At 51.8% G+C, this 18767-nt stretch carries 18 protein-coding genes; 8 read left to right on the top strand and 10 right to left on the bottom strand.

Going from position 1 to position 18767, the window contains the following annotated elements:
- Nucleotides 1–46: 46 nt before the first annotated feature.
- Complete coding sequence (locus ACT3RT_RS04705) at nt 47–1834, bottom strand: adenine deaminase (protein WP_496202574.1); 1788 nt, start codon at nt 1832–1834, stop codon at nt 47–49.
- Nucleotides 1835–1975: 141 nt separating this feature from the next.
- On the opposite strand from ACT3RT_RS04705, the gene ACT3RT_RS04700 reads away from it, so the two are divergent.
- Nucleotides 1976–2923: a LysR family transcriptional regulator gene (locus ACT3RT_RS04700; RefSeq protein WP_496200599.1), complete on the top strand. Its 948-nt coding sequence runs from the start codon at nt 1976–1978 to the stop codon at nt 2921–2923.
- Between the two features lie 91 nt (nt 2924–3014).
- Here the strand turns inward: ACT3RT_RS04700 and ACT3RT_RS04695 are convergent, their stop codons facing one another.
- The 3 genes from ACT3RT_RS04695 to ACT3RT_RS04685 form a co-directional block, all read right to left on the bottom strand.
- Nucleotides 3015–3218: an HHA domain-containing protein gene (locus ACT3RT_RS04695; protein ID WP_034792706.1), complete on the bottom strand. Its 204-nt coding sequence runs from the start codon at nt 3216–3218 to the stop codon at nt 3015–3017.
- A 54-nt stretch (nt 3219–3272) separates the two neighbouring features.
- On the bottom strand, nt 3273–3641 hold the full coding sequence (gene tomB / locus ACT3RT_RS04690) for an Hha toxicity modulator TomB (RefSeq protein ID WP_353503054.1): 369 nt from the start codon (nt 3639–3641) through the stop codon (nt 3273–3275).
- Nucleotides 3642–3881: 240 nt separating this feature from the next.
- Complete coding sequence (locus ACT3RT_RS04685; protein ID WP_485903583.1) at nt 3882–4235, bottom strand: hypothetical protein; 354 nt, start codon at nt 4233–4235, stop codon at nt 3882–3884.
- A 403-nt stretch (nt 4236–4638) separates the two neighbouring features.
- Between ACT3RT_RS04685 and ACT3RT_RS04680 the strand changes: the two genes are divergently transcribed.
- From ACT3RT_RS04680 to ACT3RT_RS04670, 3 genes are read left to right on the top strand one after another with little or no spacing between them, the layout of a single operon-like run.
- Nucleotides 4639–5376, top strand: coding sequence for a metal ABC transporter ATP-binding protein (locus ACT3RT_RS04680; protein WP_485903584.1), 738 nt, complete (start codon nt 4639–4641; stop codon nt 5374–5376).
- Nucleotides 5376–6233 carry a metal ABC transporter permease gene (locus tag ACT3RT_RS04675; RefSeq protein WP_353503051.1) on the top strand — a complete coding sequence of 286 codons (858 nt, stop codon included), beginning with the start codon at nt 5376–5378 and terminating at the stop codon, nt 6231–6233. The genes ACT3RT_RS04680 and ACT3RT_RS04675 overlap by 1 nt, the downstream gene beginning before the upstream one ends.
- Nucleotides 6234–6258: 25 nt before the next feature.
- Complete coding sequence (locus ACT3RT_RS04670) at nt 6259–7137, top strand: metal ABC transporter substrate-binding protein (protein WP_353504015.1); 879 nt, start codon at nt 6259–6261, stop codon at nt 7135–7137.
- A 121-nt stretch (nt 7138–7258) separates the two neighbouring features.
- Here ACT3RT_RS04670 and ykgO read toward each other — a convergent pair whose 3' ends face one another.
- The 4 genes from ykgO to ACT3RT_RS04650 form a co-directional block, all read right to left on the bottom strand.
- Nucleotides 7259–7399 (bottom strand): type B 50S ribosomal protein L36, encoded by a 141-nt coding sequence (gene ykgO / locus ACT3RT_RS04665; RefSeq protein WP_072009903.1) that lies wholly within the window; start codon nt 7397–7399, stop codon nt 7259–7261.
- A 17-nt stretch (nt 7400–7416) separates the two neighbouring features.
- Complete coding sequence (locus ACT3RT_RS04660; RefSeq protein ID WP_353503050.1) at nt 7417–7674, bottom strand: type B 50S ribosomal protein L31; 258 nt, start codon at nt 7672–7674, stop codon at nt 7417–7419.
- Between the two features lie 121 nt (nt 7675–7795).
- A complete protein-coding gene (gene acrB, locus ACT3RT_RS04655; protein WP_353503049.1) occupies nt 7796–10951 on the bottom strand; it encodes a multidrug efflux RND transporter permease subunit AcrB in 3156 nt (1051 codons plus the stop codon).
- Nucleotides 10952–10967: 16 nt separating this feature from the next.
- Nucleotides 10968–12158 (bottom strand): efflux RND transporter periplasmic adaptor subunit, encoded by a 1191-nt coding sequence (locus ACT3RT_RS04650; protein WP_353503048.1) that lies wholly within the window; start codon nt 12156–12158, stop codon nt 10968–10970.
- A gap of 141 nt (nt 12159–12299) precedes the next feature.
- Here ACT3RT_RS04650 and acrR point away from each other — a divergent pair, with 141 nt between their 5' ends.
- Nucleotides 12300–12947, top strand: coding sequence for a multidrug efflux transporter transcriptional repressor AcrR (gene acrR, locus ACT3RT_RS04645; protein WP_496202573.1), 648 nt, complete (start codon nt 12300–12302; stop codon nt 12945–12947).
- A gap of 134 nt (nt 12948–13081) precedes the next feature.
- A complete protein-coding gene (mscK, locus tag ACT3RT_RS04640; protein WP_353503046.1) occupies nt 13082–16483 on the top strand; it encodes a mechanosensitive channel MscK in 3402 nt (1133 codons plus the stop codon).
- 66 nt (nt 16484–16549) lie between these two features.
- Here the strand turns inward: mscK and rsmS are convergent, their stop codons facing one another.
- Both rsmS and priC read right to left on the bottom strand, forming a co-directional pair.
- Nucleotides 16550–16723 (bottom strand): pleiotropic regulatory protein RsmS, encoded by a 174-nt coding sequence (gene rsmS / locus ACT3RT_RS04635; protein ID WP_072009902.1) that lies wholly within the window; start codon nt 16721–16723, stop codon nt 16550–16552.
- Between the two features lie 221 nt (nt 16724–16944).
- On the bottom strand, nt 16945–17481 hold the full coding sequence (gene priC, locus ACT3RT_RS04630; RefSeq protein ID WP_353503045.1) for a primosomal replication protein PriC: 537 nt from the start codon (nt 17479–17481) through the stop codon (nt 16945–16947).
- Nucleotides 17482–17622: 141 nt separating this feature from the next.
- On the opposite strand from priC, the gene ACT3RT_RS04625 reads away from it, so the two are divergent.
- Both ACT3RT_RS04625 and apt read left to right on the top strand, forming a co-directional pair.
- The gene (locus ACT3RT_RS04625) at nt 17623–18000 is read left to right on the top strand and encodes a DUF454 family protein (protein ID WP_353503044.1); all 378 of its coding nucleotides are present in this window, start codon (nt 17623–17625) and stop codon (nt 17998–18000) included.
- A gap of 171 nt (nt 18001–18171) precedes the next feature.
- Complete coding sequence (apt, locus tag ACT3RT_RS04620; protein WP_496202572.1) at nt 18172–18723, top strand: adenine phosphoribosyltransferase; 552 nt, start codon at nt 18172–18174, stop codon at nt 18721–18723.
- Nucleotides 18724–18767 lie beyond the last annotated feature (44 nt).

Here is an 18767-nt window from a genome sequence, read left to right as displayed (position 1 = left end):
ATGTTTTTTATGATGTTGCGGTTGCTATCACTGTGTTGCAGTACGGCTAAATCTCGTCTTCCCACATTTCGAGGATCGGGTCGACTATTTCTCTTAACCCGCCATCGGTCAGACCTAAATCAGTCAGATGGGGACCGGCGTTGCAGGCCAAACAGGTGCCTTCGATGGCTTTGAAAACGCGATAAGGCGGCTCCCAGTCGGCGACTTTGGAACTCAGATCTCGCAGGTTTTTAAACTGCGCCGCCAACTCTTCTGCCGGTAAATCCGAAAGCATGCCGGCAATCGGCATGGCCACGTGGGCCAGCAGTTGTTCATTTTGGCTCAGCGCCATGCCGCCGCCGCTAGCTATTAGCTGATTAGCTGTCAGCACCATATCCGCAGGATTTCGGCCCAGCACCACCAGATTATGCGAGTCGTGGGAGTAGGAGGTGGCAATGGCCCCGCGCAGTTCACCCCAGCCTTCCAGCAGCGCCATGCGCGGCGTGGCGTCATGGCGGCCATGGCGATGCTTGACCCAAATCAGGCTGAAGCCGTCAGGGATCTGCACCTCGCCGTCGCGCACGTTAACCACCACTTCGCTCCACTGGGTGAAGCGCGCGCCTTTGATGTTTCTCAGGCGAGCTTTGCCATTTTTCAGACCGGGAATGCGCAGCACAAAGTCGCCTGCCGACAGACTGGAGATGTGCATGGTGTCGCGCGGCGGTGTCACGCCGGTGGCTTTTTTCGGACTGAACAGCAGCTTGCCGTCTTGCGCCACTTTCTGCCCGCTCACGTAAACGGCTAAAGGATTGAGCGACTCCAGCGAGTCGAACACAATCATATCCGCCGTGCGTCCGGCGGCAATCAGGCCTAAATCAGCACGCTGCATGCGGATCGCCGCGTTGAAAGTCGCCATGCGCAGCACGTCTTCAGCAGGCAAGCCGTGAGATATCAGTAGTTTAATCAGGGCGATCAGGCCGCCTTTTTCCAACAGGAAATCGGGCGGGACGTCATCCGTGCAGAGGGTGATTTGCGAAGAGAGGTGCGGCAGGGTTTTCAGTGCCGCGACGATTTCTGGCAGTAGATATGGGTGCGAGCCGCGAATTTGCAGAGTCAGGCCAGCCCGTAGTTTCTCCAGCGCGTCTTCGGCGGAGGTCAACTCATGGTCAGAAGTGATCCCGGCGGCGAGGTAGGCTTGCAGCCCGGCGCCTTTCAAGCCGCGCGCGTGCCCTTCAATCAGTTTGCCGCTGCTCAGGCCAGCTTCGAGGATTTCAATCATGCGATCGCTGGCGTTGAGCACGCCGTGCATATCCATCACTTCCGCCACGCCCGCGACTTCCGGCCAGCTCAGCATGGTTTGCATTTCACGCCCTTTGAAATCGGCCCCGGACATTTCCAGACCCGGAGTAGAAGGCACGCTGGACGGCGCGGCGCAAATCACCCGCAAAGGCAGGTCACGGCTGGATTCAACAGCATAACGCACGCCGTCTACGCCGAGCACGTTGGCTAATTCATGCGGATCCCAAAAAACCGTGGTAGTGCCTTGAGCGACTACGATCTCGGCGTAACGCTCCGGCGGCAGGTGGGAGCTTTCTATATGCACGTGGGTGTCGATAAAACCGGGAGAGAGCAGCGCTCCGGCAAGGTCATCGACATTTTCTGTCTGCAAAAACTCGCCGCAGGGGTGCACGCTGGCGATCATATGGCCGACTAGCCCGACGTCGGCGTCGCGGATCTCTCCTGTCACCATGTCGATGACGCGCGCATTGCGCAGTAAGCGGTCGAAGGGAATTTTGCCTAAAGCGGCTTGTACGGCGCGCTGGCGCAGGGCGATCGCGGGAGAAGAAACAGTCATAGGAGTATCCAATATCGGCAAGTCATTGCGCTAATGTAGGCAGCGTGAAGAGCTTTGGACAGATGATTTATTTTATCGGGTTATAAGATGGGGTTATGCTGAGCAAACGTTTACTTTCTTTTGACTGGAACACGGGAAACTATGTCTGAACCTTGGCGTCGATTGCCTGCTTTATCCCTCAAACAGATACAATATTTTGTCACGCTGGCCCAGCTGCGCAGTTTTACCGAAACAGCCAATCGCTTGGCTATCAGCCAGCCGGCGTTGAGCAGCGCGCTGCGCCAAATTGAGTCAGTTTTAGGCGGGAAGCTGGTAAACCGAACCGCGCAGGCGGTGACGCTCACCGAGGAAGGCATTGCCATTTTGCCCCATGCCCAGCGTTTGCTGAACGCCGCTCACAGCGCGTTTGACGATATGCAGCAGATTATGGAGCAGGGCGGTGACGGCACGTTGAGAATTGGGCTGGTCCCTTCCGTCAGTACGCTACTCTTTCCCGCCGTTCCGCAGTTGCTTTCCGAACATTTTCCGGCCATGCGCGTTGAGTTTCACGATTTGACCAATGACGCCCTGCTGGTGGAACTTGAAAACGGTTCTCTGGACTTTGGTATCGGTGCCACTGACAGCACGGTGCCGGACAGCCTGACGGTCTATCCCCTGCTGGAAGACCCTTTTGTGGTGGTGATGCGCAAGGATGATCTATTAGCAGAAACGCACAATCTTCCGTGGCGGCAGTTGGCCAAAAGACCGATAGCGCTTTTTCTAAAAGGCAATGTCAGCCGATTGGTGGCGTCGCTGGTGGAAAGCCATAAATTGAACCTGAGTATCAATTACCGGGTGGATTTTCAGGAAACCCTCTATGGGTTAGTCCGATCGCGGCTGGCACTGGCTATTTTGCCTGAGTTATATACCGCAACGCTGAATGATGAAGAATTAAAGGTGGTCCATTTACAGCAACCGACCTTAAGCCGAACCGTGGCGATGATGCGAAAACCCGCCCCTTTGCGTTCGGCGCAAACAGAACAGTGTTTTCAGTTTCTATTACAGGCTTTTTTAGAAAGGATTAAGAAAGGGAATAAAGAGTTTCAATAATTGGAACTGATAAAGGAAGTGAATGTTTTGTCTGAATAATAACCATAGGGCCGCGGTTAAATACGGCCCTATGAAGTCATGTATGGAAACGTTACCGGACGAATTTCCAGACGGCGACAGGAACTTTGTCGTAAAGCTTATTCATTGTTAATTCTGCCAAGCGATGGTCGGCCGCAGAGTAAAACAACTCCAGTTCATCGTCGGAAAGCTCGTACTTATTTTTCTCAATAACGCGTTCAAGAGTGTCAATAGTGGTGCATTTTCTCAAACGCATCAAATAGTCGATTTTGTTCATCATGACCTTTTCATTATTTATCTAAATTACTGCTGGTGTTGGTTAAAGTATTACTTAAGTTTTCATCAGGGTACAGACATACTCACCTGAGAACATTCTGAATAATCGTTTTTTGGTCTTTTGCCATTGACGTAAGTCAGAATCGTTTATTCCGTAATTACTGAAGAGGGTGTAGGTATCGTCCAGGTACTCCTCAACCAAATCGGTCAGAGGGGTATCATCCGGGTATTTTATTTTAAAACTCATCACAAACGAAGCGATGTGCTCGATCAGTTCATTAAGTTGCAGGTTTACCGCGGAAGTAGGGTCGTTGACCCAACCGTGGTGGCTATCCCCCAGCGTAGCTATCCCTTCATCGTACAGACTTTCATTCAGGAACCGCAGCTGCGCTATATCGTGTCGCTTAGGCGAGTACTCATCCATATCATCCCCTCCGTAATGGCTTATTCGGTGTTGACAACACTCTGTGAGTAAACAACAAAACTTGGTGGTTTCCGGGTACATCACTTACAACAGAACTCTATGAACTAAACCTAAAATATCGATGAGATTTAGCAATAATAAACACTTTCTTCAATAAATGTTGGGGATAAGATTTATTCAAAACATTACGATTTAAATATAATTCATTTTGGCAATTATGCACCAGTGCATTACTTAAAATTACAGTTCTTCAGCGGAAGTCGAACGTTCAGTATCAATAATATCAAATTCAAGCCCGTGGCCTTTAACTTTAAATGACACGCGCTCAGTGGTGAACTCATCTGCGTTAATGTCAAGGCAGGCGTTGAAGATAGTCCATTTGAATCCATAACTCATCGAATACTGATCATTACCGATAGCTGTGATAGAGATAATCTTCAAAGTGTCAGGCGTATATTGAGAATTTTCGGAGTAATAACTCAAATCCCCAACTAAATCTGTTTCTATTTGTGAGAGATTGAGTTCAATAATCTTTTGCAAATACTCGGTTGAAACTTTGTTCCCATCGATTTCATAAGGGATTAATTTTTTCACCTCGTTCCCCACGTGAAATAGTCTTCCTCTATTATCGCACGTTTTGGCGAGATTTGCCCACGCAATGGCAAAATTCTTGCCTAACAAGGAAGAGTTATCTATATGATTTTTCAGTTTTTTATGAATGGTTAATATTTAATTACTTTTTCCTTACGTTAAAATTAAGCCAGAGATAAATAAAAAAAGAGTGAAGATTTGAATCTTATTAATGGCTAGCAAGACACGAAAGATTACAACTTTACGGCTTGAATAGTTGAACGTCATGTGATGTTATATTGTAACATTCATGAGGTTTATCGATGAACAAGACATTATTTACACTCTCCGCCGTGACCCGTTGTGGGGCTGCTGCCATTTTACTGGCCCTATTGTGGGGCGGTATCTATTGGGCTATTTCGCTGCCATGATTTCTGTCTCACAACTTAAAGTCGGCTATGACCGACGCGCCGTCGCGATGCCCATCGAGGGCAATTTTAGCGAAGGTTCGCTCACCGCCGTGATCGGTGCCAATGGCGCAGGGAAGTCTACCTTTCTCAAAACGCTGGCGGGACTTCAGCCCGCCATTTCCGGCAATTTATCTTTTAATGAGGCAGGCAAGCCTGCTTCCCGCCCGCGCTTGGCTTATTTACCGCAGCAGGCAGAGCTGGATCGCGCATTCCCTATTAGCGTGTTTGATCTGGTGGCGATGGGCTGCTGGCCGCAAAGTGGCCTGTTTGGCGGAATTAATCGTCGCTCCGGCGAACGGGTGGAACAGGCGCTGGAAACCGTGGGAATGACATCCATGGCGCACTTGCTGGTTGGCGAGTTGTCTGGCGGCCAGCTGCAACGCACTTTATTCGCTCGATTGCTGATCCAACAAGCCCCGCTGATCATGCTCGATGAGCCTTTCACCGGCATCGACAGCCAAACCACCGAGCTGCTGTTGAAGGTGATTGCCCAGTGGCACCAGGAAGGGCGTACGGTGATTGCCGTGCTGCACGATATTTCCATGGTTGCGCGCCATTTTCCGCACGTTTTATACCTCAGCGCACAGCGTAATATTTGGGGGACCACCGATCACGTCCTGAGCCATTTCCCCAATCCGACCCACGCCTGTGTCTCCAACGACACCTTTACCCTTGCCGCTGGGATTACTGCTTGATGATGTTATTCCACCTAATTGCCGATCCTTTTATTGAATTTGGTTTTATGCGCCGCGCGCTGATTGCCTGTTTGGCGCTCTCCATCAGCGCCACGCCGCTCGGCGTTTTTCTGTTACTGCGCCGGATGAGTCTGGTGGGCGACGCCTTATCCCACGCCGTTTTGCCCGGTGCGGCTATTGGCTATCTGATTTCCGGCATGTCGCTGGTCGCCATGGGCGTCGGCGGTTTTATCGCGGGTTTGGCCGTCGCCATGCTATCAGGCTTGGTGAGCCGCCGAACGCAGTTAAAAGAAGATGCCAGCTTTGCCGGTTTCTATTTGGGATCGCTCGCCTTGGGCGTCACGCTAGTCTCCCTGCGCGGCTCAAGTGTCGATCTTCTACACGTGCTGTTTGGCTCGATTTTGGCCATTGATTCTCCGTCGATCGTCATGGTCGGTATTATCACCTCCGTATCCGTCTTAGTGCTGGCCGCGGTGTATCGCGCGCTGGTGATTGAGTCATTTGACTCACTGTTCTTGCGCGTTAGCGCAGGCAAATGGCTGGCGGCGATCCACGGGATATTCTTGGCACTGGTGGTGGTTAATCTGGTCGCGGGGTTCCAAATCCTCGGCACGCTGATGTCCGTCGGCCTGATGATGTTGCCTGCGGCGAGTGCGCGCTTCTGGGCGCGAGACCTGCCACACACCATTTTAAGCGCCATGGTGATTGGGGTGATCAGCAGCATTGTTGGCCTTGAGTGGTCATATTACGCCTCGCTGCCTGCTGGCCCGGCCATCGTGCTTAGCGCCAGTGCCATATTCTTTATTTCAGTTTTATTTGGAACGCGCGGCGGCATGTTGACCGCCTCGCGCCGTTAAGCAGTACCACAAGAAAGGAGAAATGATGAAACGTTTACCTGTTGCTCTGGCAGTAGCTGCCCTGCTGTCGAGCCCACTGGCAATGGCGAAAACCGTCACCGCCGTGGCCAGTTTTTCAATTTTGGGGGATATCGTTCACCAGGTTGGTGGCGATCACGTGAAAGTGAATAGCCTGGTTGGCCCGGATGGCGACCCGCACAGCTTCGAACCTTCGCCGCAAGACAGCAAAGAGATCAATGCCTCAGATGTCGTGTTCGTCAGCGGCTTGGGTCTGGAAGGGTGGATCGACCGTCTGGTTTCCGCATCAGGTTATAAAGGCAAAGTGGTGACCGCCTCCGAAGGCGTGAAATCCAGCCAGATGGTTGATGATGGTAAAGAGATCACTGACCCGCACGCCTGGAACAGCATGGCGAATGGCGTGATTTATGCCACCAACGTGATGAACGCCTTGATTGCCGCGGACCCTGAAGATGCAGACTATTTCCGCAAACGGGGTGGCGCTTATATCGAACAGCTGAAAAAGCTCGATGAGTGGGCGAAATCCGAATTCGCCAATGTCCCGCAAGAGAAGCGTAAGGTTCTGACCAGCCACGATGCTTTCGGCTATTTCGGCCGTGAATATCACGTCACCTTTATGGCGCCGGTGGGCTTCTCAACCGAAGCTGAAGCCAGCGCCAGCGGCGTTGCCTCGCTGATTAAGCAGATCAAAGAAGAGAAGGTGAAAACCTACTTTATCGAGAACCAAACTGATCCTCGCTTAGTGAAGCAAATTGCTGCAGCGACCGGGGCTCAGGCCGGTGGCGAACTGTATCCAGAGGCGTTGTCTGGTCCGAAAGGCCCGGCGACCACCTATGAGAAAGCCTTTAAACATAATGTTGAGACTATCGTCGCCAGCATGAAGTAAGCACTAACCCTTTCCGCCGTTGATGCGGAAAGGGATTCATCATTTCTGTAAAAAAGAAAAAGCCCCGTCCGGGCAAGCGGCGGGGCTTTTTTATTAAGGTGTTGGCGCAAAGCGTCGCCTTTTAGCGTTTTTTCTTCTTACCTTGTACCGCTTTAAATCGCGGATTGGTTTTGCAAATCACATAAACTCGGCCCTTGCGACGCACCACGCGACAGTCTGGATGGCGGTTTTTCGCAGAGCGAAGTGAACTTAAAACCTGCATGACTGACTCCTAGCCTATTACTTCTTTTTGCCAAGGAAGCTGCCAAAACGCTGGTTGAAGCGCGCGGTGCTGCCTTCTTTGGAGAAGTCCTTTTGCTTACCTGTGTAGTACGGGTGAGATTGAGAAGAGACTTCAATTGTGATGTAAGGGAAGGTGGTGCCTTCCAGTTCGATGGTGCGATCGGTCTTGATGGTTGATCCCACTTTGAAATATTCATCGGCGCTGGTGTCGTGGAATACCACGGTGCGATAGGCAGGATGGATACCTGGCTTCATAATAACCTCAAATGTTATGTTATACTATAACAAATAGTATGCGCCAGTTGCTGCGTGGGTTCAAGTCTTGAAATAAAAAAAGGCCGCTATTCGCGGCCTTTTCAATTTGCTTCACACTGGATTAGTGTTTTGGTTGCTGCTCTACAGCGTGAGTATGTTCGATATCCTCATTCTTCTTACCAAAGCGGCGGCGTACCACCACGAAGAAGACCGGAACAAAGAAGATAGCCAACAGCGTTGCGGTGATCATCCCGCCCATTACGCCAGTACCTACGGCATTCTGAGAACCGGAACCTGCACCGCTACTGATAACCAGTGGCATAACACCGAGGATAAATGCCAGTGATGTCATCAGAATCGGACGCAAACGCATACGAACCGCTTCGAGAGTCGACTCAACCAGACCTTTGCCTTCCTTGTCCATCAAGTCTTTGGCGAATTCCACAATCAAGATGGCGTTCTTCGCCGACAGCCCGATGGTGGTCAACAGACCTACCTGGAAGTAAACGTCATTGCTCAGACCACGCATAGTTGCTGCGATCAACGCACCGACTACGCCCAGCGGAACAACCAGCATGACCGAGAATGGAATCGACCAGCTTTCATACAGCGCTGCCAGACAGAGGAATACCACAATCAGCGAGATAGCATACAGGGCAGGGGCCTGGTTACCTGACAAACGTTCCTGATAAGAAAGGCCTGTCCAGTCAAAGCCGATACCGTTTGGCAGCTTCGATGCTAAAGATTCCATCATTGCCATGGCATCACCACTACTCTTGCCCGGTGCCGGCTGACCAAGGATTTCCATCGATGGCAGACCGTTATAGCGTTCAAGGCGTGGCGAACCGTATTCCCACTTCATGCTCGAGAAGGCTGAGAACGGCACCATCTGACCTGAACTACCACGAACATAGAGGTTGTTAATGTCTGATGGCAGCATGCGGTATTTGTTTTCCGCCTGCACGTACACTTTCTTCACGCGGCCACGGTCGATGAAGTCATTGACGTAACTACCGCCGATTGACGCACCCAGCGTGGTGTTGATGTCAGACAGTGAAACGCCCAGCGCCGACGCTTTCTCTTGGTCGATTTCCACTTTGAACTGTGGCGTATCTTCCAGACCGTTAGGACGAACCTGCGTCAGCAAGTCAGGGTGTTGCGCGACCATGCCGAGCAGTTGGTTACGCGCCTGAGTCAGTTTGTCGTGACCCAAGTTAGCCTGGTCAATCAACTCGAAGTCGAAGCCGCTGGCTGTACCCAATTCCACGATAGCTGGCAGGTTGAACGCGAACACCAAACCGTCTTTGATTTGACTGAAAGCACCCATTGCACGCGCCGCAATCGCCGGAACTTTGTTTTCAGCGCCGCTACGATCGGCCCAGTCTTTCAGACTGATAAACGCAATACCGGTGTTCTGACCACGACCTGCGAAACCAAAGCCGTTAACGGTAAAGACCGATTCAACGTTGGCTTTCTCTTTAGTCAGATAGTAATTACTGACTTCATCCAACACCTTCTGCGTACGTTCCTGGGTGGCACCCGCCGGTAGCTGGGCCATGGTCAGGAATACACCCTGGTCTTCTTCTGGTAAGAACGAAGTCGGCAGGCGGATAAACAGGAATGCCATGCCCACAACGATCAGCAGATACAGAATCAAGTAACGACCGGTGCTGCGCAGAATGTTGCCTACGCTGTCGGTATAGTGATGCGTACTTTGGTCGAATTTCTTGTTAAACCAGCCGAAGAAGCCTTTTTTCTCGCCGTGGTCACCCTTGGCGATAGGTTTCAGCATGGTGGCACACAGTGCCGGAGTCAGGATCATTGCTACCAGTACTGACAGCACCATCGCGGAAACAATGGTGATGGAGAACTGACGGTAGATAACGCCGGTTGAACCACCGAAGAACGCCATCGGGATGAATACCGCTGACAGAACCATGGCAATACCGACCAGTGCACCCTGAATCTGCTCCATCGATCGTTTGGTGGCTTCTTTCGGCGGCAGGCCCTCTTCCACCATGACGCGCTCGACGTTTTCTACCACCACGATGGCGTCATCCACCAATAGCCCTATCGCAAGCACCATACCGAACATCGTTAGGGTGTTTATCGAATAACCAAACGCGGACAAAATCGCAAAAGTACCTAACAACACGACCGGCACGGCAATCGTTGGGATAAGCGTTGCGCGGAAGTTTTGCAGGAACAGGTACATTACCAAGAAGACCAATATGATGGCTTCTAACAGGGTTTTCCCTACTTCTTGAATCGAAATCTTAACAAATGGCGTGGTGTCGTATGGATAAACCACTTTCAAGCCAGCAGGGAAGAACGATTGCAGTTTTCCAAGCGTAGCTTTTACTGAGGCCGCGGTATCCAGGGCGTTAGCGCCTGTTGCCAGTTTAATCCCCAGACCTGCTGCCGGTTGGCCGTTAAAGCGCGCAACCACGTCGTAGTTTTCACCACCCAGCTGGATTTTAGCCACGTCTTTCAGGCGAACCTGAGAGCCATCTGGATTCACTTTCAGAATGATTTTGCCGAACTCATCCGCAGACTTCAGACGGGTCTGAGCAACGATTGATGAGTTAAGCTGCTGGCCTGGAACTGGTGGTGTACCACCCAACTGGCCCGCTGCAATCTGGTTGTTCTGAACTTTAATCGCGTTGATAACATCAACCGGCGTGAGCTGGAAGTTGTTGAGCTTATTCGGGTCCATCCAGATACGCATCGCGTACTGAGCACCAAACAGCTGAACGTCACCAACACCTGCAGTACGGCTGATAGGATCTTTAATGTTTGAACCCACGTAGTCGGCGATATCATCCTGAGACATGGTGCCGTCAGTGGAGATAAAGCCCGCAACCATTAAGAAGCTGCTACTGGATTTTTCTACCGAAATACCTTGCTGCTGAACTTCTTGCGGCAGCAACGGCGTTGCTAGCTGCAGTTTGTTCTGCACCTGTACCTGGGCAATATCTGCGTCAGTACCGGAAGCAAAGGTCAGGGTTATCTGAACCGTACCTGATGAATCACTGGTCGACGACATGTACATCATGTTGTCGATACCGTTCATGTTTTGTTCGATAACCTGAGTGACGGTGTCCTGAACCGTTTGTGCGTCAGCACCTGGATAAGTAGCCGTCAACTGTATCGCTGGCGGCGCAACGGTTGGATACTGCGCGATAGGTAGCGAGATTATTGCTAATCCCCCCGCCAACATGATGATGATGGCGATAACCCACGCAAATATCGGGCGATCTATAAAAAACTTAGCCATGAATTACCGGCTCCTATTAAGACTTCGGCGCTGTATCAGATGCAGCCTGTTTCTTAGCGTCTGCGTTTTGATCGACTTCCTGCGCATTAACCTGCACGCCTGGTTTGATTTTCTGTAGTCCGGTCACGATAACTTTGTCACCAGATTTCAGGCCATCGGTTACAACCCATTTGTCGCCGATCGCTTGCGTCGTGGTAACAGTGCGCAGCTCAACTTTGTTGTCTGCACCCACCACCATGGCAGTGGCGTCACCACGTGGGTTACGGGTGATCCCTTGCTGTGGAACCAATAATGCGTTGTTGTTAACACCTTCATCCAGACGGGCGCGAACGAACATACCAGGCAGCAATGCGTCATCTGGGTTCGGGAACACGGCACGTAAGGTAATGGAACCGGTGGTTTCATCAACGGTAACATCAGAGAATTCCAATGTACCCGCTTGCTTATATTCACTACCGTTATCTAACAGCAGCTTAACTTGCGCTTTGCCATTAGCTTGCTTCAGAGAGCCGTCGGCCAGTTCCTGTTTCAGACGCAGGAAGTCATTGCTCGATTGGGTTACGTCGACATAGATAGGGTCGAGCTGTTGCACCGTCGCCAATGCATCAGCCTGGCCGTTGGTCACCAGAGCGCCTTCGGTTACAGCAGATTTACCAATACGACCTGAAATCGGGGAGGTAACTTTGGTGTAAGCAAGATTGATACGCGCAGATTCAACGGCGGCTTTCGCTGCAACTACTGCCGCATCGGCCTGTGCTGCGTTAGAGAAAGCGGTGTCGTAATCTTGTTTACTGACGTAGTTGGTGCCTAACAGTGGCTTATAACGATTAACCGTAACGCGAGCAACTTGAGCACTAGCTTGAGCTTTAACTAAATCGCCTTTCGCACTGTCGTAAGCAGCCTGATAAGTCGCAGGATCAATTTGATACAAGGACATGCCAGCTTTAATGTCACTGCCTTCCACGAAGTTGCGCTTCAGGATAATGCCGGTGACTTGGGGACGAACTTCTGCAATGCGGAAGGAGGCTGTACGACCAGGAAGCTCGGTGGTCACATTCATGGCTTCAGTTTTCAGTGTTACGACACCGACTTCTGGAGCTTTTGGCGCGCCTTGTTGAGCTTCTTTATCATTACATCCTGTAAGTGCTAAGCTTCCGGAAAGCATCAGAACTACCGCCAGAGGCGTTAACCCTCTGTTTCTGTTCATAAATAAACCTCAAGTGTCCGATTTCAATTTGTCCAATGGATCACAAGCTTTAAAACCCATTGCTGCGCTTTTAATATGTGCGTGCTATGTTACATACATTCCCGAATGTATGTAAATCAAACGCCCCCAAAAGCTGACGCCATGGCACGAAAAACCAAATTACAGGCCCTTGAGACTCGACAACAGATTTTAGATGCTGCTGTTCAGGAGTTCTCTGCCCGTGGCGTTGCCTCAACTTCGCTGACTGATATTGCCAATGCCGCCGGCGTCACTAGGGGCGCAATCTACTGGCATTTCAAGAATAAGGTTGAATTGTTTAATGGGGTCTGGGAAGAGTGTGAGTCCCAGATGCACTTACTCGAATTAGAGTATCAGACAAAGTTTCCCAATAATCCACTGCGGGTTTTGCGCGAGATACTGATTTATTTCTTACGTGCCACAGTAAACAATCCCCGTCGTAGGGCTTTGATGGAGATAATATTTCACAAATGTGAATTTGTTGGGGAGATGACGTCAGTTCATGAAGCGCGCAAGGCGCTATATCTTGAAGGCTACGGCAAGATAGAACGTATTCTTCAGAAATGCATTGATGCCGAGGAATTACCGAAGAATTTACACCCGCGTCAGGCGGCTATTATTCTTCGCGCTTATATCACTGGATTAATGGAGAACTGGCTGTTCGTCCCTGAAAGCTTTGATTTAGAAGGGCAGGCGGCCCAACTGATTGATACCTATATTGAAATGCTAAGGTTCTGCCCGAGCCTGCTCCTGCCAAAAAACGCGCCTTAATCCGTCTCTTTCCTTCTGTGAGTTTTTTGTCATTTTGTGACGTATTCTGACACGCTTTTCCGACTTCATAACTCTGTGTCACCTGTTAGTGTAGTGTTAATATCAACCTCTCTTTCTCGACACAATGTGCATCCATGTTTAAGCGATCCTCCGCGTTGCCATACTCGTCTTCATATTATCTATTTCCGCTGACTTTTTTGCGTGGCCTGACTTTGACATTATTGGTGTCGTTGGCGCTTTCCTTTATTACATGCGCTAATGCGGCAGTTAATAATGATCTGCCTACTCGTTCTGAAGTGCAGAACCAATTTGATGCGCTGAATAAGCAAAAAAGCCTGACGCCGGTCGAGAAACTTTCACAGCAGGATTTAGTCCACACCCTCGAGTATTTAGACGCCCTCGAGCGCGTGAAGCAGGATACGGCGCAGCTGCGCCAACAGGTGGCTGATGCCCCGGTCAAATTGCGCAACGCGGCAGATGGCCTGGATAAGCTGAAAAACGGGAATAACGACGGTGTGACCAAAGAGTCGCTGGCGACACTCTCTCTGCGCCAGTTAGAAAATCGCCTGAATGATACGCTCGACGATCTGCAATCCTCGCAGGAGGATTTGTCCACTTTCAACACCCAGCTTATCTCATTGCAAACCCAGCCCGAGCGGGTGCAGGGCGCGATGTACAACTACTCGCTGGCTATCCAGAAAGTGCGTAACCAGCTAAACGGCATGGCGCCGGGGCAGCAGGATCTGCGCGCCACCCAGCAGACCATGTTGGTGACAGAGCAAGCCTTGCTCAACGCGCAGATTGATTACCAGCGCAAAAGTCTGGAAGCCAACACCACGCTGCAAGATTTACTGCAAAAGCAGCGCGATTTCACCAATGCGCACATCGGCCAGCTGGAGCGCGTGGCGCAAATGCTGCAAGAGGTGGTGAATGGCAAACGCCTGACCCTTTCCGAGCGCACCGCCAAAGAGGCGCAAACGCCGGATGACACCTCCAATATTCAAAATGACCCGCTGGTGGCCCAAGAGTTGGGGATTAACCGCACCCTGAGCCAGCGACTGATTGCCGCCACCGAAGAGGGTAACCAGCTGGTTCAAAAGAACATTACGGTCAAAAACTGGCTCGATCGCTCTTCGCAGGCCGAGCACGATCTGAAAGAGCAGATCAGCGTGCTGAAGGGCAGCCTGCTGCTGTCGCGCATTCTTTATCAGCAGCAGCAAAATACCATTCCGCCGACTGGCCTGATGACCGACATGAGCGCCAAGATTGCCGATTTGCGCCTCGAGCAGTTCACCATCAACCAGCAGCGCGACGCGTTATTTCAGGGCGATAGCTACATTCAGGGCGTGGTGGACAGCAGCAAAGAGAAGATTAACGACGACATTAGCGACGCGCTGGATCAGATTGTCGACATGCGCCGCGAGCTGCTGGACCAGTTGAATAAGCAGTTGGGAAATCAGCTCTCGCTGGCGATCAATCTGCAAATTAACCAGCAGCAGTTACTGAGTATCAATGAGTCCTTAACCCAGACGCTGACCCAACAGATCTTCTGGGTGAGCAGTAACAAGCCGATGAACTGGGACTTCATCAAAACCCTGCCGAGCGAGGTCAAAAGCCAACTTAGCGAGTTGCGAATCAAGATGCCGCTGGGCGAGCTGATGATGGGAGGGTTACATTCGCTGCCGGTCAACGTGCCGCTGCTGGTGGTGATTCTGGTGCTGTTGCTGCGTCGCCGCGCGTTGCAAAGGCATCTCGACAAGCTCAATAGCGACGTCGGCCAGCTCAAGCGCGACACCCAGCTGCACACGCCGCGCGCCCTGATGATCATCATGCTGAGCACTCTGCCGGGCGTGTTGCTGACCCTCGGCATCGGCTATTGGTTCTCGCAGTGCGATATCGAACTCAGCGATTTCCTCTGGGCGCTGTCCCAGCGTCTGGCGGTCTTCATACTGGTGATGGGCTTCTGCTTCCGCCTGCTAAAACCCAATGGCGTCAGCGAACGCCATTTTAACACCTCGGCAACCCAATGTGCCCATTACCGGCGCTCGGTGGTGCGGCTGGCGCTGGTTATGCTGCCGCTGATCTTCTGGTCGGTGCGCGGCGAGAAAGCGCCGCTGGGGCTGGTGGATGACATCATTGGTCAGGTGGTGATCCTCTTGACCTTAATCGCGCTGGCCGTGCTGGTGTTCCCAATTTTCCGCGACAGCTGGCGGGAGAAGAACACCCACAGCGTGCGGCTGGTGATTGTGGCGGCTATTGCGATTGCGCCGCTGTTGCTGGTCGGGCTGATGGTCGCGGGCTACTTCTATACTACGCTGCGCCTAGCCGGGCGCTGGATAGACAGCTTCTATTTACTGATTTTGTGGAATATTACCTATCTCAGCGCGCTGCGTGGTTTGAGCGTCGCGGCGCGCCGTCTGGCTTATCGCCGTGCGCTGGCGCGCCGTCAAAGCATTAATGCCAAAGAGGGGGCGGAAGGGAGTGAGCCGGTGGAGGAGGCGCCGCTGGGTTTAGACCAAATTAACCAGCAGTCGCTGCGTTTGACCACCATGGTGCTGTTCTTTATTTTCGCCAGCGTGTTCTACTGGATTTGGTCCGATTTACTCACCGTTATCTCCTATCTCGACAGCATTTCGCTGTGGCACTACTCCAGTAATGTCGCGGGCAGCGTGGTGCAGCAGACGGTCACTCTCGGCAATCTGTTGCTGGCCTTTGTGGCGGTGATTGTGGCCTATGTGCTGACTCGCAACCTGCCGGGCCTGCTGGAAGTGGTGGTGCTGTCGCGGCTACAGCTGCGGCAGGGCACCTCCTACGCCATCACCACCATCATGACTTACTCGATTACGGTGATCGGTACGGTGACGGCGCTCGGCTCGCTTGGCGTCTCTTGGGATAAACTCCAGTGGCTAGTCGCGGCGCTGTCAGTGGGCTTAGGCTTTGGTTTACAAGAGATTTTTGCCAACTTCGTTTCAGGTTTGATCATCCTGTTCGAACGCCCGGTGCGTATCGGCGACACGGTAACCATTGGCACTTTCTCGGGCACGGTGAGCCGAATTCGTATTCGCGCCACCACTATTATCGACTTTGACCGCAAAGAAGTGATCATCCCGAACAAAGCCTTTGTGACCGAAAGGCTGATCAACTGGTCGCTGTCCGACACCGTCACGCGCATCATCATTAAAGTCGGCGTGGCCTATGGCTCGGATCTGGATAAAGTGAAAGAGATCCTGCTGCAAGCCGCCCATGAAAGCTCACGCGTCATGAGCGATCCGGCGCCGCTTGTCTATTTCCTTAACTTTGGTGCCAGCACCTTAGATCACGAATTACGGGTTTATGTGCGTGAACTAGGGGATCGCAGCCACACGGTGGACGAACTCAATCGCACCATCGACAGGCTGTGCCGCGAAAACGATATCAACATCGCCTTCAACCAGTTGGAAGTGTATCTACACGATAAAAACGGGGGAGAAGAGGTGCAGGAAGTGAAGCGGGAACTGCGTCAGCCGGGGGAACCTTTGCCGCCAGAGGCGGTGTAAGTCCTGTTTTTACAGGGAATGTGCTGAAGACATTCCCTGTTTCTTCCAGTCAGTCTCTGACCGAAATTACAAATAACTCACAGACAGCGTATTCAAGCTGCCTTTAAGCTTTTCCTGATAATCGCGTTTGACGATCTCAAGCGCGGCGAGCGCGGTTTCAGGTGCAATTTCATTGCACTCAAGTAAGTAGATCAAATCAACAGCGAGTTGTAGCTCGGGTGGCGCATTTTCGACAGACATGGGAGCCAACGTTCAGTGTAGTGTGCGATGTAAATAAAGATCCGTTTTTGTTCAAATGACAGTTTTCAACGGATCCGAAGTCAGCCTGAAGCAGGTAAGGAGTGGCTCAGTTAAGCAGCAGCCAGGACCTTTTAGGATATTTAATCACTCAGGCATGGAAACTGATTATAGATAATAAATGTCTCCGCCTGCCTGCAGTTTTCAAAAAATGTGATAAACATTCAAAAACCTTTTTCCTGCCTTTCAATTTGCCGCTCGATTTTGGCTAACGCCTGCCTGCATCTCATCAATCGACCTTCCAGCGCGGCCAGTTCCTTCTGCACTCTTTGCTGGTCGCTGAAAGTGGCAAGCTGCCCAAGGGTGCTCTCTCGGTCTTCAATCATGGCGATTAAACGGCGCTCAAACTGCTGGGTTTCTGCCAGCCGGGTGTAGTTGTCGTGGCTTTTACGCTCTGGCGTTTGGTGAGTCTTGCGCAGACCCTGAGTTGCCAGTTCGCGCTGCAAGGCTGTAATTTGGGAAATCAGCCGCTCGGCGACAAAAGCCACCTGCGCCTGACGCTTCTCCGCCACCACCTGATGCAGCTGGCCAAGATTGACCCGCACTTCAGCCAGATAGTCGCGCAGTCGGGTGCCTTTGGTGGCAAACAGCGTCACGTCGAAACGCGCCTGCTGGGCCGAAACGTGGCCGACAGGTTCAATTTCTTGCGCGAGCGCCTCTATTTGTTGGCTCAGGGCGTGCAATATTTGTTCAGTGCTCACTGGGGTTCTCCGCGTTGGACCTGATTAGCTTACCCTGAAGCTCACCAGATACAAGGCATGCGGTGTTTGGCAGCGGCTGGGCAGTTGTTTACACTGATGACATAGCGACATCGATAACATAGACAAGTCGACAGGGATTGTATGAAACGTGTTTTGTTGATCATTCTGGGGTGGGTATGCGTGGTGCTGGCGACGCTGGGCGTAGTGCTGCCTTTATTACCTACCACGCCGTTTCTGCTGCTGGCGGCATGGTGCTTTGCTCGCTCGTCGCCGCGTTTTCACTACTGGCTGCTATATCGCTCGTGGTTTGGCAGTTACCTGCGCCACTGGCAGGAACATCGCGCCTTGCCACCCGGCGCAAAAGGCAAAGCCGTGCTGGTGATCCTCATTACGTTTGCCATTTCTCTCTATTTTGTCCCGCTGTGGTGGGTGCGCGTTTTACTGCTTTGTATCATGTTCGGGCTGCTTATCATGATGTGGCGCTTACCAGTGGTTGACCTAAAGCAACAAAAAAGGTGATCATGTCCGGCTGCGGGTTGCTTTTTAAAGCGGCTTTGCATAGATTTGGGCATCTCGCGCACCCTCATGCGCGCCAATTTCCTTCCTTAAACAGCCAAACACTTTTGTAAGGCATGAGCCATTTACTGGTTCGCGTTTAAGTATGAACAGCAGTTTTATCAGGCACTTATTATGACAGCTACCGCACAGCAGCTAGAGTTTATCAAAAACAGCATTAAATCCATTCAAGACTACCCGAAACCGGGCATTCTGTTCCGCGACGTCACCAGCCTGCTGGAAGACCCGGCAGCCTATGCCGCCAGCATTCAACTGCTGGCCGACCGTTATCGTGACTCCGGCGTCACCAAAGTGGTGGGTACCGAAGCGCGTGGTTTCTTGTTTGGTGCTCCGGTGGCCTTGGCTCTGGGTGTGGGTTTTGTGCCTGTGCGTAAACCGGGCAAATTGCCACGCGAAACCCTGAGCGAAAGCTATGAGTTGGAATACGGCACTGACAGTCTGGAAATCCACACTGACTCTATCAATGTCGGTGAGAAGATCCTGGTTATCGATGACCTGCTGGCAACCGGCGGCACCATCGAAGCCACCGTGAAGCTGATCCGCCGTTTGGGGGGGGAAGTGACTGACGCAGCATTCATCATTAATCTGTTCGATCTCGGCGGTGCAGAGCGCCTGAGTAAGATGAATATCAACTGCTACAGCCTGGTCGACTTCCCAGGCCATTGATTGACACAAGCCTCGCCTGCCCAGGCGAGGCTGTGATAGCATGA

The organism is Ewingella sp. AOP9-I1-14, from assembly GCF_052375995.1.
GTDB lineage: Bacteria > Pseudomonadota > Gammaproteobacteria > Enterobacterales > Enterobacteriaceae > Ewingella > Ewingella allii.
The sequence above is the reverse complement of the archived record's forward strand: the minus strand, read 5'-3'. Positions and strand labels throughout refer to the sequence as shown.